This is a genomic window from Streptomyces sp. NPDC033136 (genome assembly GCF_055578235.1).
In genome coordinates this window covers 34804-57061 of record NZ_JBVIPD010000020.1, presented here as the reverse complement: position 1 = coordinate 57061, position 22258 = coordinate 34804, and the positions used below count along the sequence as shown (strand labels likewise).

The 22258-nt window shown below is 74.8% G+C and carries 21 protein-coding genes and 1 pseudogene; 8 read left to right on the top strand and 14 right to left on the bottom strand.

Annotation, left to right across the window (positions count from 1 at the left end; translation table 11 throughout):
* Positions 1–13 precede the first annotated feature (13 nt).
* Positions 14–610, bottom strand: coding sequence for a hypothetical protein (locus ACZ5TL_RS29520; RefSeq protein WP_468593591.1), 597 nt, complete (start codon positions 608–610; stop codon positions 14–16).
* A 76-nt stretch (positions 611–686) separates the two neighbouring features.
* Positions 687–1004, bottom strand: a complete 318-nt coding sequence (locus ACZ5TL_RS29515) for a hypothetical protein (RefSeq protein WP_468593590.1) — start codon at positions 1002–1004, stop codon at positions 687–689.
* Between ACZ5TL_RS29515 and ACZ5TL_RS29510 the strand changes: the two genes are divergently transcribed.
* The 5 genes from ACZ5TL_RS29510 to ACZ5TL_RS29490 all read left to right on the top strand — a co-directional run bounded on the left by ACZ5TL_RS29510 (position 1003) and on the right by ACZ5TL_RS29490 (position 6153).
* Positions 1003–1680: a nucleotidyltransferase family protein gene (locus ACZ5TL_RS29510; RefSeq protein ID WP_468593589.1), complete on the top strand. Its 678-nt coding sequence runs from the start codon at positions 1003–1005 to the stop codon at positions 1678–1680. The genes ACZ5TL_RS29515 and ACZ5TL_RS29510 overlap by 2 nt on opposite strands.
* Before the next feature lie 10 nt (positions 1681–1690).
* Complete coding sequence (locus tag ACZ5TL_RS29505) at positions 1691–1978, top strand: BON domain-containing protein (protein ID WP_468593588.1); 288 nt, start codon at positions 1691–1693, stop codon at positions 1976–1978.
* A complete protein-coding gene (locus ACZ5TL_RS29500) occupies positions 1975–2739 on the top strand; it encodes a metallophosphoesterase family protein (protein WP_468593587.1) in 765 nt (254 codons plus the stop codon). The genes ACZ5TL_RS29505 and ACZ5TL_RS29500 overlap by 4 nt, the downstream gene beginning before the upstream one ends.
* Positions 2740–2961: 222 nt before the next feature.
* Complete coding sequence (locus tag ACZ5TL_RS29495) at positions 2962–4626, top strand: alkaline phosphatase D family protein (protein ID WP_468593586.1); 1665 nt, start codon at positions 2962–2964, stop codon at positions 4624–4626.
* Between the two features lie 159 nt (positions 4627–4785).
* A complete protein-coding gene (locus ACZ5TL_RS29490) occupies positions 4786–6153 on the top strand; it encodes an alpha-lytic protease prodomain-containing protein (protein ID WP_468593585.1) in 1368 nt (455 codons plus the stop codon).
* A gap of 61 nt (positions 6154–6214) precedes the next feature.
* On the opposite strand, the gene ACZ5TL_RS29485 is transcribed toward ACZ5TL_RS29490, so the two are convergent.
* Together ACZ5TL_RS29485 and ACZ5TL_RS29480 are read right to left on the bottom strand one after the other, a co-directional pair.
* A complete protein-coding gene (locus ACZ5TL_RS29485; RefSeq protein WP_468593584.1) occupies positions 6215–7351 on the bottom strand; it encodes a serine hydrolase domain-containing protein in 1137 nt (378 codons plus the stop codon).
* A pseudogene (locus ACZ5TL_RS29480) lies at positions 7348–7719 on the bottom strand (DUF6895 family protein); the annotation flags it as partial. The gene ACZ5TL_RS29485 and the pseudogene ACZ5TL_RS29480, both read right to left, overlap by 4 nt.
* Before the next feature lie 334 nt (positions 7720–8053).
* Here ACZ5TL_RS29480 and ACZ5TL_RS29475 point away from each other — a divergent pair.
* From ACZ5TL_RS29475 to ACZ5TL_RS29465, 3 genes are all read left to right on the top strand, one after another.
* Positions 8054–8587, top strand: coding sequence for a DoxX family protein (locus ACZ5TL_RS29475; RefSeq protein WP_468593583.1), 534 nt, complete (start codon positions 8054–8056; stop codon positions 8585–8587).
* A gap of 114 nt (positions 8588–8701) precedes the next feature.
* A complete protein-coding gene (locus ACZ5TL_RS29470; protein WP_468593582.1) occupies positions 8702–9265 on the top strand; it encodes a hemerythrin domain-containing protein in 564 nt (187 codons plus the stop codon).
* Positions 9266–9602: 337 nt separating this feature from the next.
* Complete coding sequence (locus ACZ5TL_RS29465; protein WP_468593581.1) at positions 9603–10910, top strand: MFS transporter; 1308 nt, start codon at positions 9603–9605, stop codon at positions 10908–10910.
* A gap of 351 nt (positions 10911–11261) precedes the next feature.
* Here ACZ5TL_RS29465 and ACZ5TL_RS29460 read toward each other — a convergent pair whose 3' ends face one another.
* From ACZ5TL_RS29460 to ACZ5TL_RS29415, 10 genes are all read right to left on the bottom strand, one after another.
* Entirely contained in the window at positions 11262–12692 is a 1431-nt protein-coding gene (locus tag ACZ5TL_RS29460) for a PfkB family carbohydrate kinase (RefSeq protein WP_468593580.1), read from the bottom strand.
* Positions 12689–13324, bottom strand: a complete 636-nt coding sequence (locus ACZ5TL_RS29455) for a D-sedoheptulose-7-phosphate isomerase (RefSeq protein WP_468593579.1) — start codon at positions 13322–13324, stop codon at positions 12689–12691. The genes ACZ5TL_RS29460 and ACZ5TL_RS29455 overlap by 4 nt, the downstream gene beginning before the upstream one ends.
* Positions 13325–13489: 165 nt before the next feature.
* Complete coding sequence (locus ACZ5TL_RS29450; RefSeq protein WP_468593578.1) at positions 13490–14767, bottom strand: glycosyltransferase; 1278 nt, start codon at positions 14765–14767, stop codon at positions 13490–13492.
* The gene (locus ACZ5TL_RS29445; protein WP_468593577.1) at positions 14764–15729 is read right to left on the bottom strand and encodes a glycosyltransferase; all 966 of its coding nucleotides are present in this window, start codon (positions 15727–15729) and stop codon (positions 14764–14766) included. The genes ACZ5TL_RS29450 and ACZ5TL_RS29445 overlap by 4 nt, the downstream gene beginning before the upstream one ends.
* Positions 15726–16799: a glycosyltransferase family 9 protein gene (locus tag ACZ5TL_RS29440; protein ID WP_468593576.1), complete on the bottom strand. Its 1074-nt coding sequence runs from the start codon at positions 16797–16799 to the stop codon at positions 15726–15728. Before ACZ5TL_RS29440 ends, ACZ5TL_RS29445 begins: the two co-directional genes overlap by 4 nt.
* A complete protein-coding gene (locus ACZ5TL_RS29435; protein WP_468593575.1) occupies positions 16796–17413 on the bottom strand; it encodes a D-glycero-alpha-D-manno-heptose-1,7-bisphosphate 7-phosphatase in 618 nt (205 codons plus the stop codon). The genes ACZ5TL_RS29440 and ACZ5TL_RS29435 overlap by 4 nt, the downstream gene beginning before the upstream one ends.
* Positions 17410–18483, bottom strand: a complete 1074-nt coding sequence (locus ACZ5TL_RS29430) for a glycosyltransferase family 2 protein (protein WP_468593574.1) — start codon at positions 18481–18483, stop codon at positions 17410–17412. Before ACZ5TL_RS29430 ends, ACZ5TL_RS29435 begins: the two co-directional genes overlap by 4 nt.
* Positions 18480–20168: a carbamoyltransferase family protein gene (locus tag ACZ5TL_RS29425; RefSeq protein ID WP_468593572.1), complete on the bottom strand. Its 1689-nt coding sequence runs from the start codon at positions 20166–20168 to the stop codon at positions 18480–18482. The genes ACZ5TL_RS29430 and ACZ5TL_RS29425 overlap by 4 nt, the downstream gene beginning before the upstream one ends.
* A gap of 70 nt (positions 20169–20238) precedes the next feature.
* Entirely contained in the window at positions 20239–21204 is a 966-nt protein-coding gene (locus ACZ5TL_RS29420; protein ID WP_468593570.1) for an NAD-dependent epimerase/dehydratase family protein, read from the bottom strand.
* Between the two features lie 434 nt (positions 21205–21638).
* Positions 21639–22184, bottom strand: a complete 546-nt coding sequence (locus ACZ5TL_RS29415; protein ID WP_468593701.1) for a hypothetical protein — start codon at positions 22182–22184, stop codon at positions 21639–21641.
* Between the last annotated feature and the right edge of the window lie 74 nt (positions 22185–22258).

Below are 22258 nucleotides of genomic sequence, written 5' to 3'. Positions count from 1 at the left end.
CCGTCTCCCCGAGTCAGCCGGCCGGGCTGTCGTGTCCTTGCCGGTGGGCCTGCTCCTGGCCGGGCGCGCCGTGGAACGCGGCGGCTTCGTGAACCTGCTTCAGGGCGGAGGCGGTGGCGGTGTCCCCGACCTTGGCGGGCTGTTCGTGTACGTGGGGTTCCGGCCGGTCGTGCCGGTAGTGGGACGAGGTGAGTCTTCCGCCGGGGCCGTAGGAGGAGGTGTCCTCGTCGTCCGGCCTGTCCTGGACGGAGCCGGGTGCCCCGGCCGCGCCGGCCGGTGTGCCGCCGTCGGGTGACGCGCCGTCGGGCCGTTGTCCGGGGCGTGGCTGGGTCAGCCAGGCGACGGCCGCGCCGGTCAGCGCCACCGGCCACTCCACCACTCCGGCCACGCCGAGCACACCGGCCCCGGCGTAGACGGCCATGCGGCGGCCGCGTGGCGAGACCGCGCCGATCCTGTCCAGGGCGTCCGTGGCCACTTTGCCCACCTGTTCCGCACCCGGCAGGTGCCGCAGGCCCGAGGCGACGGCCCGCAACGGCTGCGGAAGATCGGACGAACGTGATGTTTCCTGGTTCATGTCGACCTCCACAGGCGCGCGGTCCAGCGACTTCATCCGGTTTCCCCACTCTTTGCCCCATATTCCGCCTTCAGTGGGGCGAGTGCTTGTTTGTTCGTCCGGGGCCGACCGGTCAGGTGCGCAGGACGGTCTCGCCGTCGTGGACCCCGCCCATGCAGCGCTTGGTGTACGACTGCGATCCGTCGCCCCCGGCGGAGGGGTGCGCGCCGTGCCCCTGTTCCGCTGTTCCGCGACGCAGAGGAGGCCCCCTCGCGGCCTGCGGGGTGCGCGTGCACGAGGTGAGAACGGCGTCGCCGACACGGCCGGATGCTCTCCGGAAGCCTTCCGTGTCGGTGCGGGCGCGCCGGGTACTCAGTGCGGGCACGCAGGCCGTCTCGGGCCCGGACATCGCACGCGAGCGGTGTCCGGTTCGGTGCGAAGGAGTGGTCATGACGCAGAACGGTGATGACGCGACGCTCGTCCGGCAACCGGGGATCCCCGACCTCCGGATGGCACCGGAAGGGCCCGAGCCCGCGCCACCACAGGACCAGCGGGCGGACGAACCGCCGCAGGAGCTGCCCCTGGACCGCAACCAGGCCATCCTGGAGGCGGCCAAGCAGGTCGGTGCCCTGCTGAAGCGCAAGGGGCACCTGTTCGCCCTGGCCGGCAGCGTGGCCGCGTACGCCCACGGGGGCGAGAAGAACATGCAGCACGACGTCGACTTCGCGATCCGCCCCGAGGACGCGGAGCCGGTGGCGGCCACGCTCCGCGAAGCGGGGCTGACGGTCTACACCCCGCCGGAGGACTGGCTGATCAAGGCCACCTGTTTCGGCCAGCCGGTCGACATCATCTTCGAGCTGGCGCACCGGCCGGTCGGCGCGGACATGCTGGAGCGGGCCGAGGAGCTCTCGGTCGACTCGGTGCGCATGCCCGTGCTGGCACCGACCGACCTGCTGTGGAGCCTGATCGCCGCGTTCTCCGAGCACCACTGCGACTTCGGCTCGGCCCTGCCCATCGCGCGTGCCCTGCGGGAGAAGGTCGACTGGGAGCTGGTGCGGCGCGAGTGCGGGGACGAGCCCATGCCCGCGGCCTTCTTCTTCCTCCTGGAGCGCCTGAACGTCATCTGAAGGAGCACCCATGAGCACCCACGGTTCCCAGGACACGGGCGGCGGGCCGCCGGCCGAGAACCTGGACTACCGCATCGCCCACCTCCATGACCGTCTCGCCTCGGGCGAACTCGGTGAACTGGGCGTCCGGGTCGAGGCCCGCGGCCATACGGTGCTGCTGACCGGCACCGTGCCCTCGGCGCCCTGCCGCGACGAGATCCTGCGTACCGTCCACGAGGAGCTCGCCGGCTTCCCGGTGCACAGCGACCTCGTGGTCACCGAGGCGTCCTCCCCCGACCACGCGGAGGAACTCTCATGATCCGGATCGCAGCCGTCGGAGACATCCACATGGGCCCCGACAGCCAGGGCGTGCTCCGCCCCGCCTTCGAGACCCTGCCCGAGTGCGCCGATCTCCTGCTTCTGGCCGGGGACCTCACCCGGCACGGCACGCCCGAGGAGATGCGGGTGGTGGCCCGGGAGGTCCGGGATCTCGGCGTGCCGGTGGTCGCCGTCCTGGGCAACCACGACCACCACGACGACCGGCCGGACGAGGTCACCGCCATCCTCCGCGACGCCGGGGCGCAGGTCCTGGAAGGGCAGGGGACGGTCGTGGAGAGCGGCGGGGCCCGGATCGGCGTGGCCGGCACCAAGGGGTTCGGCGGCGGCTTCGTCGGCCGCTGCGCCGGGGAGTTCGGCGAGCCGGTGATGAAGGAGTTCGTCCGGTACTCGCGCCGGAGCGCCGACGGCCTGCGGTCCGCCCTGGAGCGGCTGGGCGAGGAAGGCTGCGAGGCGCGGATCGCGCTGACCCACTACTCCCCCGTCGCGGACACGCTGGCGGGGGAGCCGCTGGAGATCTACCCGTTCCTGGGCAGTTACCTGCTGGCCGAGGCGATCGACACCGCCGGCGCCGACCTCGCGGTGCACGGGCACGCGCACGCCGGCACCGAACACGGCATGACGACGGGCGGTGTACGGGTGCGCAACGTCGCCCAGCCGGTCATCGGGCGGGCCTTCCACGTCTACCACCTGCCGGTGCGGGAGCCCGCCGCGACCGGCGCCGCCGCACAACAGGCCCACTGAGCCAACCCCGTTCCCCCTCCGCCGCCGGCATCCGCCGGCGGCGGTTTCCGTTGCGCGCTGCCGCCTGCGGCCGCTCCCGTACCCCCTCTGGTGTGAACACCCCGCACGTCGTGCCCGTTTCAGGCATTTTGTCTGCTTAGCATGCGAGCTCCGCGCTCCGCACGTCGGGGATGTGCCCACGCGTCCGCCCGGGGCGCTCTGCCTCGTACGAGAGGACATCAGATGGCGCTGACGGGCCGTCAAAGAGCACCGTCCGAGCATGCCTTCTCCCCGCACGACGCCGTACTGCGCACCGCGGCACCGCACGTCGCCCGCCGTCGCTTCCTGACCGTCACCGCGGCCGCCGCCATGCTCGCCTTCGGGACCAACCGGCCGGCCCGCGGCGCCACCGCCGCTCCCGAACTCGACGCCGCCCGGGTCATCGACGACCCGTTCACCCTCGGCGTCGCCTCCGGGGACCCGCTGCCCGACTCGGTGCTCCTGTGGACCCGGCTCGCGCCCGAGCCCTTCGCGGAGGACGGCGGCCTGGCCCAGCAGCGGGTCGTCGTCTACTGGGAAGTTGCCATGGACGAGTGGTTCGCCATCGTCGAGCACCGGGGCGTCGCCACGGCCCACCCCGAGTACGCCCACAGCGTGCACGTCGACGTCAAGGGCCTGACACCGGACAGCACCTACTACTACCGGTTCCGGGTGGGCGCCTGGATCAGCCCCGTCGGCCGCACCCGGACGGCACCGGCCGAGGGCAGTGACGCCGACAGCATGCGGCTGGCCGCCGTCGCCTGTCAGGCCTACCAGGACGGCTACTACACCGCCCACCGCCATCTGGCGCAGGAGGACGTCGACGTGGTCTTCCACCTCGGCGACTACCTGTACGAGTACGCGGTGGACTCCGCCGGCGGGGCGCGCCGCTACACCGACCGCAAGCTGCCCGACGTGTTCAACTGCGAGACGACCACGCTGGCGGACTACCGGCTGCGCTACGCGCTCTACAAGAGCGACCCGGACCTGCAGGCCGCGCACGCCCAGCACCCCTTCGTCGTCACCTGGGACGACCACGAGACCGAGAACAACTACGCGGGCGCCGTCGACGAGAAGGGCAGTCCTCCTGATCAGTTCCTGGTGCGGCGGGCCGCCGCCTACCGGGCCTACTGGGAGAACCAGCCGCTGCGTGCCGCGCAGTTGCCGCAGGGGCCCGACGCCCGGCTGTACCGCAGGCTGGCCTGGGGCTCGCTCGCGCAGTTCGACATCCTCGACACCCGCCAGTACCGCTCCGACCAGGCCTACAACGACCGGCCGCACGCGCCGGGCGCCGAGTCGGACGACCCGGCCCGCACTCTCACCGGCGCCGCGCAGGAACGCTGGCTGCTGGACGGCTGGCGGGACTCCGCGGCGCTGTGGCACGTGATGCCCCAGCAGGTGTGCTTCTCCCAGCGCAAGTTCGACCTGGCCGCGCCGGCCCGGGTCTGCATGGACGCCTGGGACGGCTACCGCGCCTCCCGCAACCGCGTCATGGCGGGCGCGAAGGCCGCGGGCATCGACAACTGGATGGTCCTCACCGGCGACGTCCACGTCGGCTACGCCTTCGACATCAAGGAGGACTTCGACGACCCCGCCTCGAAGACGGTGGGCACGGAGTTCACCTGCACCTCCATCGCCAGCGGCGGGAACGGCACCGCCAAGCCGGGCGACTGGGACACCTACATGAAGGCCAACCCCCACATGAAGCACTTCGACGGCCGGCGTGGCTACGTCCGGGTCGGCCTGGGCCGGGACAACGCCCAGGTGGACTTCCGGACCGTCTCCGCCATCACGACGCCCGGGGCCGGCATCTCCACGTCCGCGTCCTTCGTCACGGAGGCGGGCCTACCCGGCCTGAAGTCCGCCTGAGGCGCCCGCCCGGACCGCACATGGCGCCCTTCCCGGCACCTGAGCGCGAAACGGGACGGCCCCCCGACATCGCGCCGGGCCGTTCCGGCAAGGCCTGTGCGGAAGCCTCACCGTGATCGACATCCGTATCAGACACCGTGACCCAAGGAGACACATCGCATGGCCCACAGACATGCCGTGACCGGTCGCCGGGCGGCCCTGACCGCACTCGGCGCGCTCGTCGCCACCGGCATCCCCTCCGCCGTGGCGGCCGAGCCGACGCCCGCGGCGGGCTCGCCGCTCTCGGCCGCCCAGACGCTCGGCGCCGACCGGCCGTCGGCTCAGCTGCTGCGCGCACTGCAGCGCGATCTGGGGCTGACCCCGGCCCAGGCGTCCCGGCGGCTGGTCAACGAGGCGGAGGCGGGCACCCGGGCGGGCAGGCTGCGCAACGCCCTGGGCGACCGCTTCGCCGGGGCCTGGCTGCGCGGCACGACGTCGCAGGAGCTCGTGGTGGCGACCACGGACGCCGCGGACGTGCCCGCCATCGAGGCGCAGGGCGCGAAGGCGGCCGTCGTGAAGAAGACCCTGCGCGACCTGGGGAGCACGAAGCAGAAGCTGGACGCGGCGGCGGCCCGGGTCAGCACCCGTGACACACCCCTGTGGTACGTCGACATCCCGGCGAACCGGGTCGTGGTGGAGGCCGGGAACAAGGCCGCGGCGGCCGCGTTCCTCAAGGCCGCGGGTCTGGACGGCAAGAGCGTGGGCGTGAGGGTGACGGCGAACCGGCCGCGCCTCATGGAGGACCTCACCGGCGGCGACGCCTACTACGTCGACGGCACCGCCCACTGCTCCGTCGGGTTCTCCGTCACCAAGGGCGAGCAGGAGGGCTTCGCCTCGGCGGGCCACTGCGGCAAGCAGGGCGCGAAGACCACCGGGCACAACGAGGCGGACCAGGGCACCTTCCAGGCCTCCACCTTCCCCGGCAAGGACATGTCGTGGGTGGCCGTCGACGACCCGTGGACGGCCACCCCGAACGTGAAGGGCGAGGGCGAGCAGAAGGTGCAGATCACCGGCTCGGTCCAGGCCCTCGTGGGGGCGGCCGTCTGCCGCTCCGGCTCCACCACCGGGTGGCACTGCGGCGAGGTCGAGCAGCACGACACGAGCGTCAGCTACGCCGAGGGCACGGTCGACGGGCTGACCCGGACGGCGGTGTGCGCCGAGCCGGGCGACTCCGGCGGCCCGTACGTGGCGGGAGTCCAGGCGCAGGGCGTGACGTCCGGCGGCACCGGCGACTGCAAGACCGGCGGCACCACGTTCTACCAGCCGATCAACCCGCTGCTCAGCGACTTCGGCCTCACCCTGAAGACCGCCGACGCCGAATCCCCGGCACCGCAGGGCAATGTCGCGCAGACGTGGGCCACGGGCCGGGTCTACGAGGCCGGTGTCACGGTGACGCACGCGGGTGTGCGCTACCAGTGCCTGCAGACCCACCAGGCCCAGGACCCCTGGGCGCCCTCCCGCACGCCGGCCCTGTGGCAGCGGGTGTGACGAAGGGTCAGGGCTGCCCGGCGCCGGCGCGGCACCTGCCGTCGGCGCCGGGCCGGCCCCGCTACTCCCCTGCCAGCAGCGCGTACGCGGTGGCGACGAACGGGTCGTGGGCGCGGAAGCGGCGGGTGCAGACCGCGGCCAGTGCCGTGCCGGTGCCGGGGCGGAATCCCAGGAACGCCTGCTGGCCGAGGGTCGCACCGCTGTGGAAGTACATCGGCCCGCCGTCGGTGGGGTGACGGAACCAGGCGATGGTGTGCACGTGCCGGTGCCCAAGGCCGCGGCGGAGCACGGGGCGGCGTACCGAGCGCAGGGCGGCGGCCAGGTGCGGTGGTGCGCCGGGGGTGCCGGTGGGGACCAGGTGGGCTTCGAGAAACGTGAGCAGGTCGTGCGGCGTGGCCCGTACGGCCCCCGCCGCCTGGAAACCGCCGGCGTCGAAGGGGGGCACGGATGTCTCGCCGTCCTTGCCGTACCCGACGGCGTCGCGTTCCGGATCGTCCGCGTACGGGTCCGTGCCGGTCAGGCCGAGCGGGTGCAGCACCTGCTCGGTGAGCAGGTCCTCCCAGGGGGTGCCGGTCGCGGCGGCCAGGGCGTGCCCGAGAACGGCGACGCCGTAGTTGGAGTAGCGCCACCGGGTGCCGGGGCGATGCCACTGCCGGTGGCGCAGGAAGGCGTCGACGACCCGGTCGGCCGGGAAGCGCGCGTAGGGGTTGGTGTGCCAGGCGGGCAGGCCCCGGAGGAGGAAGCCGGGCGGCAGGGCGGGCAGTCCGGAGGTGTGGGTGATCAGGTGGGCGAGCGTCACCGGGGTCGCGCCGAGGGCCCTGCCGCCGTCCAGGAGGGCGGCGGCCGGTTCACCGCCGGTCAGTGCGCCGTGGTTGATCAGCTGTGCCAGGAGCAGGCCCGTGAACGTCTTGGTGGCCGAGCCGATCTCGTAGCGGAGGTTCTCGCGGGGCAGCGGCGGGGGTTCGGCGGTGCCGCCGATCAGGACGGTGCGGTGTCCGTGGCGGGAGAGGGCGAAGACGACGTCGGGGGCGTCGGCGGCGTTGACGGCGTCGGCGAGTCGCCCGGCGAGGGGCCGGCCGGCCGGGGAGACGTCCGTCCGCGGGACGCGCGGGGAACGCGTTGTCCGCACGCGCGGAGGTGAGGTCTCCTCGTCGTCGAGAGGTTCGCCCGGCCAGCCGGTGAACCGACGGCCCGTCATGACGCGTGCGCCAGTTCGGCCAGGGACCGGGACGTGGCGAGGACCGAGGCGACCGCGGCGACCAGCGTGGGGTGGTAGACGATGTCGAACACCTCGTCGGGCGTGCCCTCGGGCATCGTGCGGATCGCGGGCATCGCCCCATCGGGCTGCTCCGCGGCGGCGAAGGCCTGCCGGGCCCGTTCGTCCAGGGTGGGACGGGGCAGGCAGGCGTCGACCACGAGCAGCTCGCCGAGCAGGTCCCAGCGCTCCAGGTCCAGCCGGTCGTCGATCCAGACGGGCAGCCAGGTGGCGAGGTAGTCGGCGATGCCGGGCGGCAGGCCCTCCGGATTCTCGCCCCAGTCGGTGAGGTGGAGCACCGTGTGTGTGACGCCCCGGAGGGCGGAGACCACACTGGAGGCGAGGTCCTGCACCGCGCTCTGCAGGAGGGTCGGAGTGCCAGACTGCTCCATTGACTACTCCCGTCGATCACCAGCCCTTCTTCGGGCGCGGAGTCGGCGGCGACAGCAGCTTGGTTGCCCCGGAGGACAGTGCCAGGGCTGCGCACTCGCGGCTGTCGCGGTAGACGCCGTCGAGTTCTGTCGGGTCGAGTGCCGCCTCGATGTCGGCACTCGGACGCCGGTCGGTTCCTGCGGCGTGAGTGGTTCGACCGCCGCTGGGGAACCCGGCCGGCACCGGACCCCACCGACACTCTGGAGAGGGCCTATGAGTCTGTTGCGTGCGCTCGGCCGTCCCATGCTGGCCTCGATGTTCCTCACGGGCGGCATGAACTCCGTCCGCGATCCGGGGCAGGTCGCCGCGGCCGCCGAGCCTGTCGTCCAACCCGTCACCGAACGCGTCTCGGCGCTGCCCGACCGCACCGAGCAGGTCGTACGGCTGAACGGAGCCGTACAGGTCGTTGCCGGGCTGATGCTGGCCACGGGGCGTATGCCGCGTCCGGCCGCGCTGGCCATCGCGGCCACGCTGGTGCCCACGACGCTCGCCGGGCACCGCTTCTGGGAAGCGGAGGACCCCTCGGAGCGGGCCCAGCAGCGCATCCACTTCTTCAAGAACATGTCCATGCTCGGCGGGCTGCTGATCGCCGCCGACGACACCGGCGCGCGCCCCTCGGTGCTGTGGCGGGGTACCCACGCCGCCCGGGGCGTGCGGCGTGAAGCGGGCCTGGTACGGCACTCCGTCCGTGCCACCGCGCGCCCCGCCGCCGCGGCCGGCCGAATCCGGGCCAAGCTCCCCGCCTGAGGCGTCCGAGGCTTGCGTGGCATCCGCGGTGCCTGAGGTCTCTGAGTGCACCGCCCGACCAGCGCGTTAGCCCCCCGGGGCCGAGGGGACCCGGGGGGCCGGAGGTGAAGGAACATGGGACACGGAGGAAACATCATCGACGAGCTGGTGACCGATCACCGCGAGGTCGAGGAGATGTTCGGCAGGATCGAAGCACTGCCGTCCGGCCACCAGGACCGCAAGGTGTACGCCGACCAGGTCACGATGGAGCTGGTACGGCATTCGGTGGCCGAGGAGGCCTACCTCTACCCGGCCGTACGCGAGCACGTGGCGGGCGGGGACGCCCTCGCCGACCAGGAGCTGAAGGACCACGCCACGGCCGAGCAGATCATGAAGGACCTTGAGGGCTGCGACGCGGGCGACGCCGACTTCGACCGGCTCATGGGCATGCTGATGAGCGAGATCCGCTCGCACATCGCCGACGAGGAGGGGAACCTCCTCCCACGGCTGCGGCAGGCCTGTCCGATGGACACGCTCAACGAACTGGGCGACAAGGTGCGCCAGGCGAAGAAGACCGCCCCGACCCGGCCTCACCCGGCCGCCCCCGACAAGCCTCCGGCCAACAAGCTCCTGGCTCCGGGCACCGGGATGGTCGACCGGCTGCGTGACGCGTTGTCCGGCCGGGGGAAGTCCGAGTAGCGCGGCCTCCGCCGCACGAGAGAAGGGCCCGTCGCCCAGGCGACGGGCCCTTCTGCGTGCTCTGTGGCCGTCGTCACGTGCTGTGACCCGGTCGAGGCCCATGACCGACAGCTGTGATCAACCCCACTCGGGGTCGCAAATGCTTCTGGCCTGAGGGCGTTTGGACAGTGCGTGGGCGATGGACGAGGTGCTGACGGAGCCGACGGGAGGTTGCCCTCTGTCACGATGGTCGGCGCCGTACCCGGCGAGGGACATCACCGTGCAGCGCGGCCGGTGCTCGTCCTTCCCCTCGCCCCCTCCTGCTGAGTCCTCGGACTCGTCTTGCGAGTACCGCACTGTGCCTTCCTCGCCCTCCCCCGCCCCGTCCGCCTCGCGCTCGCCCTGGCGGTCTCTGAGGTACCGCAGCATGCGCTGGTGGTCCGTCGCGAACTTCGTGTCGAACGCCGGTACGTGGATGCAGCTCACCGTGCAGAACCTGCTGGTCCTCCAGATCACCGGCTCCGCCGCCGCGACCGGGCTGTCCATGTCCGTGCAGGCCGCCCCTGCCCTGCTGATCAGCGTCCTGGGCGGGGCCGCCGTCGACCGGTGGCCCCGCAAGCTGACGGCCGCCGTGAGCCAGGCACTGCTCGGCGCGATCGCCTTCACCACGGCCGTCCTCGTGGCGCTGGACCGGATCGACATGACCTCGCTGATGGTGCTGGCCGCCGTCACGGGTGTCGTCGCGACCGTCGACAACCCCGCGTGCGCGCTGCTCGGCAACGATCTCGTCCCGGCGGAGGACGTGCCCTCGGCCATCGGCGTCGGGGCGCTGGTCCATCAGGCGGGCCGGCTGGCGGGCGCGGCTCTCGCCGGTGTGGCGGTCGGGTTCCTCGGCACGTCCGCCGCGTACTTCGCGAACGCGCTGTCGTTCCTGTTCGTGGCCTCGGTCATCCCGTTCCTGCGTCCGGCTGCCGGCGCGGTGCGGCAGCCGCCCGTGAACCCGGAGCGCACCGGCTCCGACATGACCGTGCGGGAGGGGCTGGCCTACTTCGCGCGGCGGCCGCGCCTGGTCGCGCTCGCCGGTGTGACCGGGATCAGCGCGGTGTTCGGCCGCAACTACGGGCTCACCCTGGCCGTGCTCGTGACCGGGCCGCTCGCTGGGGGTGCCGGGGCGTTCGGCACGGTGTCGACGGTGCTCGCGATCGGCGGCATCCTCGGAGCGCTGCTCGGTGCCCGGCTGCGGCGGCCGTCGGTACGGCTCGTGGGCACACTGGCAGCGGCCGGGGCGCTGCTGCAGGTGGTGGCGGGGCTGTCGCCGTCGCTGGCGGTGCTGATCGTGCTGGTGCTGCCGATGGCCGTGGTGGAGTCCGTCTCCGACACCGCCGGCACGGCCGTCCTGCAGACCGATCCGCCCGCGCATCTGCGCGGACGCGTGCTGGGTGTGTGGGGCAGCATCGCCACGGTGTGGGGCCTGGGCGGCCCGCCCGCACTGGGGCTGCTGATGGAGCTGGCCGGGGCCCGCGGCGCCCTCGTCACCGGCGGACTGCTCATCGCCGGCTCCATCGGGGCGGGCCACCTGCTGCGGCAGCGCCGGGCCACAGCACCGGTGGTGCTCCGCAAGGAGGGCGACGTACCGGGCCGGCCGACGCTGGGCACGGTGGCCTGAGGGACGGCCGGGCCGTCGGGCTGTCGGGCTGTCGGGCACGGTTCAGGGGCCCTTTCGGACAGCCCGGCTGACCAGCAAGCCGCCCTCCTGCGGGGTCTTCGGGGGTCACGGCGGGCAGCGTGGGCGCTTGTCGGGCTGCGATCGAAGGCCCGGCCGCTCTTCCGGCCGCGGTGCTCGCTTCCGGCTGCGTCCGGCCGCGGTGCCCGGCGCCGCCCGGCGAGGTCCTCGGGGAGCCGTCGGACCGCGCCTGTCACCGGTGGCGCACAGGCGGAGCCAGGTCCGATCCGCCCCCGCTGCCCGGCGCCCGAGCCGGCAACCGGCAGCGCCATCGACCCCAGCGCTCCGACCGCATCAGGACCCCGACGGCCGAAGCCCCGCCTCCGACGCCGCCTTCGCCGCGCGGCGTGCCAGCAGGGTCGTGGAGCGGCCGTCGAGGTAGGGCAGGACCACGGCCTGGCCGCCCCAGGTACGGAGCACCTCAGCCTCGGGCAGGTCCTGGACGGAGTAGTCGCCGCCCTTGACCCAGACGTCCGGCCGCAGCCGGGACAGTACGGCCTGCGGGGTGTCCTCTTCGAAGACCGCGACGGCGTCGACGCTGCCGAGCGCTGCGAGGACGCGGGCGCGGTCCACCGCCGGGTTGAGCGGACGGCCCGGGCCCTTGCGGCGGGCGACGGACGCGTCGGAGTTCAGGCACACGATGAGGCAGTCGCCGATGCGCCGGGCGCTGTCCAGCAGGCCGACGTGACCGGCGTGCACCAGGTCGAAGCAGCCACCGGTGGCGACGACGGTGCCGCCGCGGGCCCGGACCCTCTCCGCGAGGCCGAACGCGTCGGTCGCGGGGCCGGCTGCGGGGTCGTCGGCGGAGCCGGGCGCCGGCTCGGTCCGCCATAGGTCGGGGTTGCCCGCGCCGCCCGCCGCGACGAACGCGGCCGCCTCGGCGACGGCCCGTTGCAGCGCCTCCTCGGGCAGCAGGCCGTCGGCGAGGGCCGCCGCCGCCGTCGCGGCGAAGCAGTCGCCCGCCCCGCACGGGTCCCCGGTGGCCCGGTAGGGCACGGGGACGAGCATCGGCGTGCCGGAGCCGGGCCGGGCCAGCAGCACGCCGCGCTCGCCGAGGGTGACGGCGACACCGGCCGCGCGCCAGCGTTCAGCGAGGCGCGCCCCGCGCTCGGCGTACGCCCCCAGGGAGGTGCCTCCGGACGCGGGGTGCAGGGCCCGGGCCTCCGCCGCGTTGGGGGTGACGAGACGTGCTCCGGGCACCGGCAGGTCGCCCTCGGGGTGCGGGTCCCACACCAGGGGGGTGCGGCGGGCGGCGTCCTCGAGGAGCGGCCGCAGGGCGCCCGCGGTATGGCGGCCGTAGTCGGCGACCAGGACGGCGCGGGCGTGGGACAGCGCTTCGCGAACCGCGTCGTCAGGTTCGCCGGGCTCACCGGGCGAGCCGCCGCCCCGGTCGATGCGGACGACGGGCCGGCCGCCGGCCAGGACGCGGGTCTTCACCGGCAGGGTGCCGTTCAGCGGGATCTCCAGCAGCCGGACCCGGGCGCGCAGGTCGCGGCGTACGGCCTCGCTGGCGTCGTCGTCGCCGAGCGCGGTCACCAGGACGACGTCCCGGCCGCCGCGGGCGGCGAGGGCGGCGGCGAGGCCGGCTCCGCCGGGGTGGCGCCGGTCGCCGGTGACGTCGACAACGGGGGCGGGGGCGTCCGGGGAGAGCCTGGTGGAGACGCCTTCGATGTCCTCGTCGAGGAGGACGTCCCCGACGACGGCGAGGGGTTTCGGGCCGGTCATGACGCCCGCCCGCGGGTGAGGACCGTACGCCGTGCGACGGGCGTGGCCACAGCCGAGTCGAAGCATTCGCAGAGCAGGTGGACGGCGACGAGGTGGATCTCCTGGACGTTCGCGGTGCCGTCGGCGTCGACGCACAGGGCTTCGTGGGCGGCTTCGGCCAGGGGGTTCGGGCCGCGCCCGGTGAGCGCCCAGACGCGCAGGCCGGCCTGCCGGGCGGTCACGGCGGCGGCGATGAGGTTGGCACTGCGGCCCGAGGTGGAGAGCAGCAGCAGGACGTCGCCGGGGCGGCCGTGGGCGGTGACCTGGCGGGCGTAGACGTGGTCGAAGCCGTAGTCGTTGCCGATGGCGGTCATGCTGGACGTCTCGGCGTGCAGGGCGAGCGCGGAGTAGGCGCGGCGTTCCTGGCGGTAGCGGCCGACCAGCTCGGCGGTGAGGTGCTGGGCCTGGGCGGCGCTGCCGCCGTTGCCCGCGGCGAGCAGCCGGCCTCCGCCGGTCAGGACGTCGGCGAGCCGGCCGCCCCAGTCGGCGACCCGGTCCGGGCCGTGCCGGCGGAACCGGCCGAGGGCTTCCTCCAGGGACCGGCAGTGCAGACGCGCGGCGTCAAGGGCGGGGTGTGCGGGGGGCTCGCTCATGCGGATCGGGCGTGCCGCCGGAGGGGGAACGGCGACGGACCCACACCTCCTTCGGATTTCGGGCGTCTGCGGATGTCGGTGGTACGTCCCGGCGGCGGGGGTGGTGAAGCGGCGGTGCAGGCCGGCTTCCGTGCCGGTCGCGGTTGGCCCGCGGGCGGGTCCGGGTCAGCCGGTGCCGGTCGCGGCGGGCTCGGTGTCGAGGACCTCGCAGTAGGCGGCCTCGGTGGCCGCGGCGACCCGGCCCCAGCCGAACCGGCTCAGGACCCGGCGGCGGCCTGCCGCCCCGCACGCCGCCCGGACCGCCGGATCGGCGAGCAGCCCGGCGACGGCGAGGGCGAGGGCCTCCGGGTCGCGGGGCGGCACCAGCCGTCCGGTGCCCGGGTCGGCGACGGTGTCGAGCTGCCCGCCGACCGCGCTGGCCACGACGGGCACGCCGCAGGCCATGGCCTCCAGCGGGACGAGGCCGAAGGGTTCGTAGTCGGCGGGGCACACCACCACGTCGGCGGAGCGCAGCAGCGCCGGTACCTCCTCCGCGGCCACGGCGCCGGCGAAGCGGACCCGGTCGGCGACGCCGGCGTCCCGGGCGATGCCGCGCAGCCGCCACACCTCCGGATCGCCGTCGAGCCGGTCCGCGGGCGGCCCGCCGGCCACGACCAGCTCGGTCGCGGGCAGCCGGGCCAGCGCGGCGATGGTCACCGCGACGCCCTTGCGCGGCACGAGGCGCCCCAGCTGGAGCAGCCGGTGCGGGTACGGTCCGCGCGGCGCGGCCGGGCCCTGCGGGGTGAACCGGTCGGTGTCGACACCGCACGGCACGACGGCGACCTTGTGCGGGGGGATGCCCATGCGGGCCAGTTCGTGCGCCTCGTCGCGGCAGGTGGCGACGACGCCGTCGCAGCCCAGCCCGATCTCGATCTCCGCGGGGATCCGTTCCGGCGGGCTGGTGTCGGCGTGCCGCTGGTGCCGTCGCTTCACCGTCCCGAGAGCGTGATACGTGTGCAGCAGCGGCAGCCCCCGTTCGCGCGTCGCGCTGAGGGCGGCCAGTCCCGACATCCAGTAGTGCGCGTGGACGAGGTCCGGCGCCCGGGTGCGCCAGCTGCGGGCGAGGCAGCGACCGAACTCGGCCATGTGCGGCAGCAGCGCGTCCTTCGGAAGCGGCTCGGCCGGTCCGGCGGGCACGTGGTGGACCTCGACGCCGTCCCGCAGCTCCACCCGGCCGGGCAGGTCGGGCGCGTCGCGGCGGGTGTGGACGGTGACGCGGTGGCCCCGGTCCGCGAGTGCGCGCGCGAGGCAGGCGACGTGGACGTTCTGCCCGCCGGCGTCGACCCCGCCGAGCGCGGCGAGGGGGCTCGCGTGCTCGGAGACGAGGGCGATGGCGAGGACGCCCGGGTCGAGGGGGGCGCCGCCGAGCGGCCCGGCGGGGAAGGGAGTGAGGGGCGGGGTCATGAGCACACCTCCGTGATCAGGCGCTCCCAGTCGGCCAGGAAGCGCTTGAGTCCGTGGCGTTCGAGGGCCGCCTGCCGGGCACGGGCGCCGTCCTCGGCCGCCGCCTCGGGTTCGTGGAGGTAGCGGCGGGCGGCGCGGACCAGGACGTCGGGGCGGGTGGAGAGGGCGCCTGCCCCGGGCGGGACGGCCTCGACCGCCTCGGTGGTGGCGAGCGCCAGCACCGGCATGCCGAGGTGCATGGCTTCCAGCAGGGACAGGCCGAGGGAGGTCCAGCGCACCGGGTGCAGGTACATGCGGCGTTCGGCCATGGCCGTGTGGAGTTCGCTCTGGGGCAGGTCGGCGGTGCGGCACCGGTCCGGCGGCAGGCCGAGGTGCCCGGCCAGGCCCTCGTTGCCCATCCCGAACACGTCGACCGGCACGGCCTCGGCCAGGGCGGGCAGCAGGTCCGTGCCGGTGTGACGGGCGCGCCGCACGGGTTCGTTGACGACGACGGCGGCGCGGGCGAGCCGTCCGGTGTAGCGGTGCCCCGGGTCGACGATGCCGTGTTCGATCACCTCGGTCCGGGTGGTTCCGCAGTCCCAGAACAGCCGGTTGAAGTGCGTGACGTGCACGAGGGTCAGGTCGGCGCGGTCGGCGCACGGGTGCCGGGTGTCCGGTACGTCGCCGTCGGGCGCGTTGTGCTCCAGGTACAGCGCTGGTACGTCCCGGCCCGGCCGTCGTCCGCCGAGCCAGCGCTCGGCCAGCTCCGGCTCGTGCGGCCGTTGGAAAAGGACCAGGTCGACGGGCGTGTCGCGGAGCTCTTCGGGGGTGACCTCGCGGACCGAGGCGGGCCAGGAGAAGGTGCGGGCCCGGCCGCGGCCGTCCGGGCCGCGTCCCGGGGTGACGGGGACGAGGTAGGTGTGGGGGCCCTGGACGAACGCGGTCGTCCAGGAGCCGTGCACGTGCCACAGCAGGATGTTCATACGGTCGCTCCTCGCTCCGTCTGTTCTCCCTGGCCCGCCAGGGGGTCCGTGAGAGCGGCCACGGCCGCGAGCACCTGGGCGTCGCTGATGCCGTCGAGGCAGGAGTGCCCGGGCACGGGGCAGTGCCGTGCCCGGGTGTCCGCGCACGCGGCGTGCGGGTCGCCGAGCAGGACGTGCGGTACGCCGTAGGGGGCCCACCGTTCGGCCGGCACGACCGGTGCGAAGAGGCTGACGACGGGTGTGCCGACGGCGGCGGCGAGATGCGCCGGGCCGGTGTTCCCGGCCACCACGGCCCGGGCTCCGGCCAGGACCCCGGCCAGCTGCGGCAGGCCGGTGGCGCCGCCGAGGTCCAGGGCATGCCGTCCGGCGACCCGTGCGGTCAGCTCGCGCTCGGCGCGCCCGCCGGTGACGACCACCCGGTGTCCCGCCGCGGACAGCGCGGCCACGGCCTGTGCCGCCCGCCCGGGGGTCCAGGCACGGGCGGGCACGGCGGCGCCCGGGTGGACGACGACGTACGGCTCGGTGCCGGTGAGGCGGACCGTGCACGGCGGCGGTGTGACGGCGAGTCCGCCGTCGTCGCCGGGGGGAAGCGGGAAGCCCGCCGCCCGGGCGAGATCGAGGGCGGCCGCCACCTCGTGCCGGTGCGGGCGCCTGCGGTGCCTGAGGTCGAGGAGCGCGCCGGGGTAGTCCTCGCTGTCGGCGGCGGTCCATCCGATGCCGGCCAGCTTCAGCAGCAGGGCGATCGGCAGGGGGCTCTGGTGGTACGACACGAGCACGAGCGCCCGGTCGAAGTGGCGCGCGGTGAGCGTCTCCATCAGCCGCCGGGTGGCCGCCCGGGTGACCGACGGCGGTTCCAGGCCCACCCAGGGGGCGTCGTAGGTCAGCACGTCGTCCGGGCCGGGCAGCATCCGCCCGGCCGCGGCGCCCTGGGGTCCGCAGAGCAGCGCGGTGTAGGAGGATCCGGCGGCGACGGCTCGTACGGCGGGTCCGGCCAGGAGCACGTCTCCGGCGCTGTCGAGACGGACCACGAGGGTGCGGGGCGGGCGGCTGCGGGACAGCGCGGGCGTCATCGCGCCTCCCCGGTCGGCACGGTCTGGTCGAGGACGAGGCGTACCGCCTCCGGGAGGTCCGCTGCCGTGACGTCGGACTCCATGATCTCCTCGGCCCGGGTGACAGCTGTCGGGACCAGGACCCCTCGGGCCCCGGCCGCACGCGCGGCCGCGATGTCCGCTCCGATGTCGCCGATGACGACGGCGCGTTGCGGCGGGACGGCGAGCCGGCGGCACGCCGCCAGTACCAGGCCGGGAGCCGGTTTCCGGCAGCCGCAGCCCTCCCCCGGCCCGTGCGGGCAGACGGCCCAGACGGCGAACGGCCCGAGCAGTTCCTCCATCCGCAGCCGTACGCTCTCCACCTGGCGGCGGGTCAGCAGGCCCCGGGCCACACCCGACTGGTTGGTCACGACCCCGACGGGCACTCCGGCGGCGCGCACGGCGTCCACGGCCTCCCGCGCGCCCGGCATGAGCGCGACCCGCGCCGGGTCCCCGTTGTAGGGGACGTCGGCGACGAGCGTGCCGTCGCGGTCGAAGAGGACCGCCGCGGGAAGCGGGCCGCCGGGGCCCCGCGGGGGCACGTCGGCCGGCTCGTGCGCCCCGGCGAGCAGCCAGGGGCCGGTCACGCGGGTCATGACCGCAGCCGTTCCCTGGCCGCCGGGCGGGTCGGGGACGCCGGTTCCCGGGTCCCGGACGGGGTGTGCGGCCGGGCCTTGCGGTGCACCACTCGGCCGCGCAGCCAGTGCCAGGTCGCGACGGGCGGGACGAGCGCGCTGGTCACGGTCATGGTGAGCACCTCGTCGCGGGTGCCCGGCCCGGGCAGGATCCGGGCGAGGGCGAACTCGGCGGTGCCGGCCAGCCACGCGGCGGCGCAGGCGGCGGCGGCCCGGTGCCGGCCGAGCAGGGCGCAGCCGAGTGCCGTCACTCCGGCCCCGGTCACCGCCAGGTGCACGGGCAGACGCCCGCGCGGCGCTCCCGCCCGGCGCCACCAGTGGCGGCCGTGCAGCCGGGTCATCAGGACGTCGTCGGCGTTGCCTGCCTGGAGCCGGACGGAGACCCAGCGGCCGGCGGGCCGGACGGGGTGGGTGGTGGTGCGCCGGCCCGCGGTGAGAGTCCAGCCGGCGTCCAGCATCCGCAGGGCGAGGTCGGCGTCCTCCCGGAAGGCCCGCCGGAAGCGTTCGTCGAATCCGCCGACGGCCACCAGCGCGGCCCGGCGGTAGGCCATGTCGGCGGTGATCCAGTGGGCGCCGGCGAGTCCGGCGGTGTTGCGTTCCCAGTCCGTGGGGCGCCGGCCGGCGGGCAGCGGCACGTCGATCCGGGCCGTGATCCCGGCGGTCCGCCCGGTCGCCGAGGCCAGGTCGAGGGTCAGGTCGTCGCCCCAGGCGGCGCCGGGTACGACGTCGTCGTCGAGAAAGACGATCCAGGGCGCGTCACCGGCCGCCCGCCAGCCGAGGTTGCGCGCGGCGGCGGGTCCACGCGCCCCGCCGGGTACGACGATGGTGCGCGAGCGCAGGGACGGCGGAACGTCGGCGGTCAGCGGCACCCGGGCCGCGTCGCGCCGGTCGTCGACGAGGACCACCCGGTCCGGCCCCGGGCCGGCCGCCTCGGCGAGGGCGTTGAGGCAGGCGCCGAGGCTGGGCCGGCCGAGGGTCGGGATCACGACGGCGTACTCGGCGTCCCTGGTGACGGGGTCGGGTTCGGTCATCGCGGGCCTCCGGCGTCGGCGATACGGGAGTCGGTACGGCAGTCCGCGCGGAAGAGGTCGCCGCGCCGGATCGCGTACGGGCCGATGGCCAGCAGGTCGACGGGCGAGGAGCCGAAACACTCCAGGGCGTCGCGCGGGTCGTCGGCCATGGGGCGGCCGGCCGTGTTGAGGCTGGTGTTGACGACCACGGGCAGCCCGGTGAGCCGCTCGAACTCGCCGAGCATCCGGGCGGCCAGGGGTTCGCGTTCCGGGTCGACGGTCTGGATGCGGGCGGTGCCGTCGACGTGGACCACGGCGGGGATGCGCTCCCGCCATGCCGGGGCCACGTCGTGCACGAACAGCATGTACGGGCTGGGCAGCGGGCCGTCGAAGATCCCGGCGGCGCGGTCGGCGAGCACCATCGGGGCGACGGGCCGGAACTGCTCGCGTCCCTTGACGTCGTTGAGCCGTTCCAGGTTGCCGGCGTGCCCGGGGTGGGCCAGCAGGGAGCGGTGGCCGAGCGCCCGGGGGCCGTATTCGGAGCGGCCCTGGAACCAGGCGACGATCCCGTTGTCCGCCAGGGCGCGCGCCACGGTCGCGGCGATGTCCGGGGGCCGTTCGAAGGGCACGGCGGCGGTCTTCAGCCAGGCTCCGAGTTCCGCGTCGGACCAGTCCCGGCCGAGGTCGGCCCCGGTCATGGCCTCCGGCGCGTCGCCCTCCGAGGCGGACAGCAGCAGGGCGCCGCCCAGGGCGGTACCGGCGTCCCCGGCGGCGGGCTGCACCCACACGCGGGAGAAGGGCCCCTCGCGGGCGATACGGGAGTTGGCGACGCAGTTGAGGGCGACGCCACCGGCGAGGGTGAGCACCTGGTCGTGGGTCCGCCCGTGCAGCCAGCGCACCAGGTCGAGCAGGGTCTCCTCCAGTACGGCCTGGGCGCTGGCGGCGACGTCGGCGTGGGCCCGCGTCCACGGCTCGTCGGGCCCGCGGGGCGCGCACAGCTCGTGCCAGGCCACGCCGGTGGCGTGGAAGCCGCCGTCGCCGGTCGGGTACACGTGGCGGCGCAGTTCCGCGAGCATGCGCGGGGTGCCGTGGGAGGCGAGAGCCATCACCTTGAACTCGTCGCAGGAGCGCAGGAAGCCGAGGTGTTCGGTGAGTTCCTCGTAGACCAGGCCGAGCGAGTGCGGCAGTTCCTGGGCGTGCAGCGCCTCCAGCCGGTCGCCCACCCGGCGTGCGGCCAGGTGGGAGGCGCGTTCGCCGCGGCCGTCGAGGACCAGGACGGAGGAGGTGCCGGCGTCCGGGGCGGCGAAGGCGCCGGAGGCGGCGTGGGCCATGTGGTGCGGTACGAACCGGACGATGCCGGGGTCGAGCCCGGGCAGGGCCGCGCGCAGGAAGCCGGGGGCCTCGCGGGCGTAGGTGAGCCGCAAGTGGTCCCACGGGTCGTCCAGGCCCATGTCGCCGGCGGGCCGGGCGAGTTCCGGGTCGAAGGAGTAGGCGACCGCGTCGAGGTCCTGCGGGCGCAGCCCGGCTCGTCTAAGGCACCAGGCGGCGGCCTTCTCCGGCAGTTCCCAGGCGGAGAACGGCAGGGGACGCTTGCCGTGCTTGCGGCGGGAGAACCGCTCCTCCTCCGCGGCGGCGACGGTCCGGCCGTCGATCACCAGGGCGGCGGCGGGGTCGTGGAAGAGGGCGTTGATTCCGAGGATGCGCATGGGGAGGCGGACCTTTCGGCGGTCGGGAGGAATCCGGAGGCGGTGGTGCGGAGATGCCCGGGTGACCGGGTCAGTCGTCCGTTCCGTCCTCGCGGAACCAGGTGATGGTGCGCCGCAGCCCGTCCTCGGCGCGTACCCGCGGTTCCCAGCCGAGCTTGTCGCGGGCCAGGGTGATGTCCGGGCAGCGCACGGCCGGGTCGTCCACCGGGCGTTCGATGTAGCGGATCTCCGAGGGCGATCCGGCGAGTTCGACGACCAGGCGGGCCAGATCGAGCATGGTGATCTCGGTCGGGTTGCCGATGTTGACGGGGCCGCGCATGCCGTGGGCGGCCGCGGTGAGGATGCCGCGCACGGTGTCGTCGACGTAGCACAGCGACCGGGTCTGCCGGCCGTCGCCGGTCACGGTGAGCGGCTCGCCGGCCAGGGCCTGCCGCACGAAGGTCGGCACCGCGCGTCCGTCGTGTCCGCGCATGCGGGGGCCGTAGGTGTTGAACAGCCGCACGATGCACGTGTCGGTGCCGTGGGTCTCGGCGTGGGCGGTGGTGAGCGCCTCGCCGAAGCGCTTGGCCTCGTCGTAGACGCTGCGCGGTCCGACGGGGTTGACGTTGCCCCAGTAGCGCTCGTCCTGAGGGTTCTGCTGGGGGTCGCCGTAGATCTCGGAGGTCGAGGCGAGGACGAAGCGGGCGCGGGAGGAGTGCGCGAGTTCCAGGGCGTTGCGGGTGCCGAGGCTGCCCGTCTCCATGGTGTGCAGCGGCAGCCGCAGGTAGTCCGCGGGGGAGGCCGGGGAGGCGAAGTGCAGGACGAGGTCGGGCGGCCGCTTGATCCGCAGTCCTTCGGTGACGTCGGCCTGCACCAGCGTGAAGCCGGGCTGTTCGAGCAGCGGCGATATGTTCTCGGGCCGGCCGGTACTGAAGTCGTCCACACAGGTGACGGCCGCACCCGCGTCCAGCAGGGCGGCGCACAGATGGGAGCCGACGAACCCGGCGCCGCCGGTGACGACGGCGTGCTTCCAGCTCCGTGAGAAGGCGGTGGTCATGTCGGTCTCTCCTCCGTCAGCGTCAGCGGCATCACTGCCCGGCACGACGGTTGCGCCTCGGGGCCGGCAGGGGGCGGGAGGCCGTCGAGCCCACGCTCAGGTTCCGCCGACCGTGGGGGCGGGGCACGGTTGCTTACGGCGATCCGGTGAGTGACGGAGAGTGAGGAGGGGCGGGCGACCGAGTGCCGGGCAGGTCAGGTAGGGCGGGCGCGGATCCGGGAACGGTCCGGTCCGGCCCGGAGCGCTCCCCCGGCCCGCCGGGCAGGCGCGGGCCCGGCTCGTGGGGCGGCGTGTCCGGGCCGGGCGGGCTTTCCCCACCTCGACGCGGAGGACCATGTGCGGGCCGAGTGCCCACCGTGTCCTGGCCCGGCGGTGCACGCCTCGCCCGGGAAGGGGGGCGATCGCGAACCGCGGGTCGCCGGTCGCCGGTGGCGTCAGGCGATCAGCGTGCGGCCCTGGCTCAGGCGGTCGACGAGCTGGGCGTGGTGGAGTTCGGCCACGGGGGCCAGCAGGTCCGGGTGACGCAGCAGCGCGGCGGCCCTCCGGTCGCTGTCGTCCGGGGCGAGGAGACGGCGGTACTCGGCCGGTGTCCCCGTGCTGTGACTGCCGTCGGCGAGCGCGGCGACCGCCCGGGCGGCCAGCTCCGGTTCGGTGAGCAGGCAGGCCGCCCAGCTCGCCACGACCTCGTCCACCCAGGTGCGCCAGGCGTGCGCGTTCACGTCGGCGCCCTGGGCCGCGCCGTCGCCCTGGGCCGCGTCGGCGCCCGCGACCCAGTCGAGGCGCGCCGAGCCGCCGGGGCCCGCGAAGCCGAGCAGGGCGGCGTCCATCGCCGTCGGGTACCTGAGCCACGCCGCGACCGTGACGGCCTGCCGGGCCTGTACCTCGCACAGGACGGAGGCCAGCGCGCCGCCGGAGGCGGGGAAGGCGCGGGTCAGCCACTGGGCGGTCGCCGCTATGACCGGGGAGAGATCTGCTTGCACTGCCGGGCCGTCCGAGGGGGAGGGGGCGGGGATCTGGTCGTAGACGGTAGTTGCCAGGTCGCGCACCCGGACGT

Coding starts and splice junctions, on each gene's coding strand:
- ACZ5TL_RS29510 (WP_468593589.1), top strand. CDS start 1,003: ATGACGCAGAACGGTGATGACGCGACGCTCGTCCGGCAACCGGGGATC.
- ACZ5TL_RS29420 (WP_468593570.1), bottom strand. CDS start 21,204: ATGACCACCGCCTTCTCACGGAGCTGGAAGCACGCCGTCGTCACCGGC.
- ACZ5TL_RS29470 (WP_468593582.1), top strand. CDS start 8,702: ATGGGACACGGAGGAAACATCATCGACGAGCTGGTGACCGATCACCGC.
- ACZ5TL_RS29495 (WP_468593586.1), top strand. CDS start 2,962: ATGGCGCTGACGGGCCGTCAAAGAGCACCGTCCGAGCATGCCTTCTCC.
- ACZ5TL_RS29435 (WP_468593575.1), bottom strand. CDS start 17,413: ATGACCCGCGTGACCGGCCCCTGGCTGCTCGCCGGGGCGCACGAGCCG.
- ACZ5TL_RS29445 (WP_468593577.1), bottom strand. CDS start 15,729: ATGAACATCCTGCTGTGGCACGTGCACGGCTCCTGGACGACCGCGTTC.
- ACZ5TL_RS29520 (WP_468593591.1), bottom strand. CDS start 610: ATGAAGTCGCTGGACCGCGCGCCTGTGGAGGTCGACATGAACCAGGAA.
- ACZ5TL_RS29440 (WP_468593576.1), bottom strand. CDS start 16,799: ATGACGCCCGCGCTGTCCCGCAGCCGCCCGCCCCGCACCCTCGTGGTC.
- ACZ5TL_RS29490 (WP_468593585.1), top strand. CDS start 4,786: ATGGCCCACAGACATGCCGTGACCGGTCGCCGGGCGGCCCTGACCGCA.
- ACZ5TL_RS29430 (WP_468593574.1), bottom strand. CDS start 18,483: ATGACCGAACCCGACCCCGTCACCAGGGACGCCGAGTACGCCGTCGTG.
- ACZ5TL_RS29425 (WP_468593572.1), bottom strand. CDS start 20,168: ATGCGCATCCTCGGAATCAACGCCCTCTTCCACGACCCCGCCGCCGCC.
- ACZ5TL_RS29450 (WP_468593578.1), bottom strand. CDS start 14,767: ATGACCCCGCCCCTCACTCCCTTCCCCGCCGGGCCGCTCGGCGGCGCC.
- ACZ5TL_RS29515 (WP_468593590.1), bottom strand. CDS start 1,004: ATGACCACTCCTTCGCACCGAACCGGACACCGCTCGCGTGCGATGTCC.
- ACZ5TL_RS29485 (WP_468593584.1), bottom strand. CDS start 7,351: ATGACGGGCCGTCGGTTCACCGGCTGGCCGGGCGAACCTCTCGACGAC.
- ACZ5TL_RS29500 (WP_468593587.1), top strand. CDS start 1,975: ATGATCCGGATCGCAGCCGTCGGAGACATCCACATGGGCCCCGACAGC.
- ACZ5TL_RS29460 (WP_468593580.1), bottom strand. CDS start 12,692: ATGACCGGCCCGAAACCCCTCGCCGTCGTCGGGGACGTCCTCCTCGAC.
- ACZ5TL_RS29505 (WP_468593588.1), top strand. CDS start 1,691: ATGAGCACCCACGGTTCCCAGGACACGGGCGGCGGGCCGCCGGCCGAG.
- ACZ5TL_RS29455 (WP_468593579.1), bottom strand. CDS start 13,324: ATGAGCGAGCCCCCCGCACACCCCGCCCTTGACGCCGCGCGTCTGCAC.
- ACZ5TL_RS29475 (WP_468593583.1), top strand. CDS start 8,054: ATGAGTCTGTTGCGTGCGCTCGGCCGTCCCATGCTGGCCTCGATGTTC.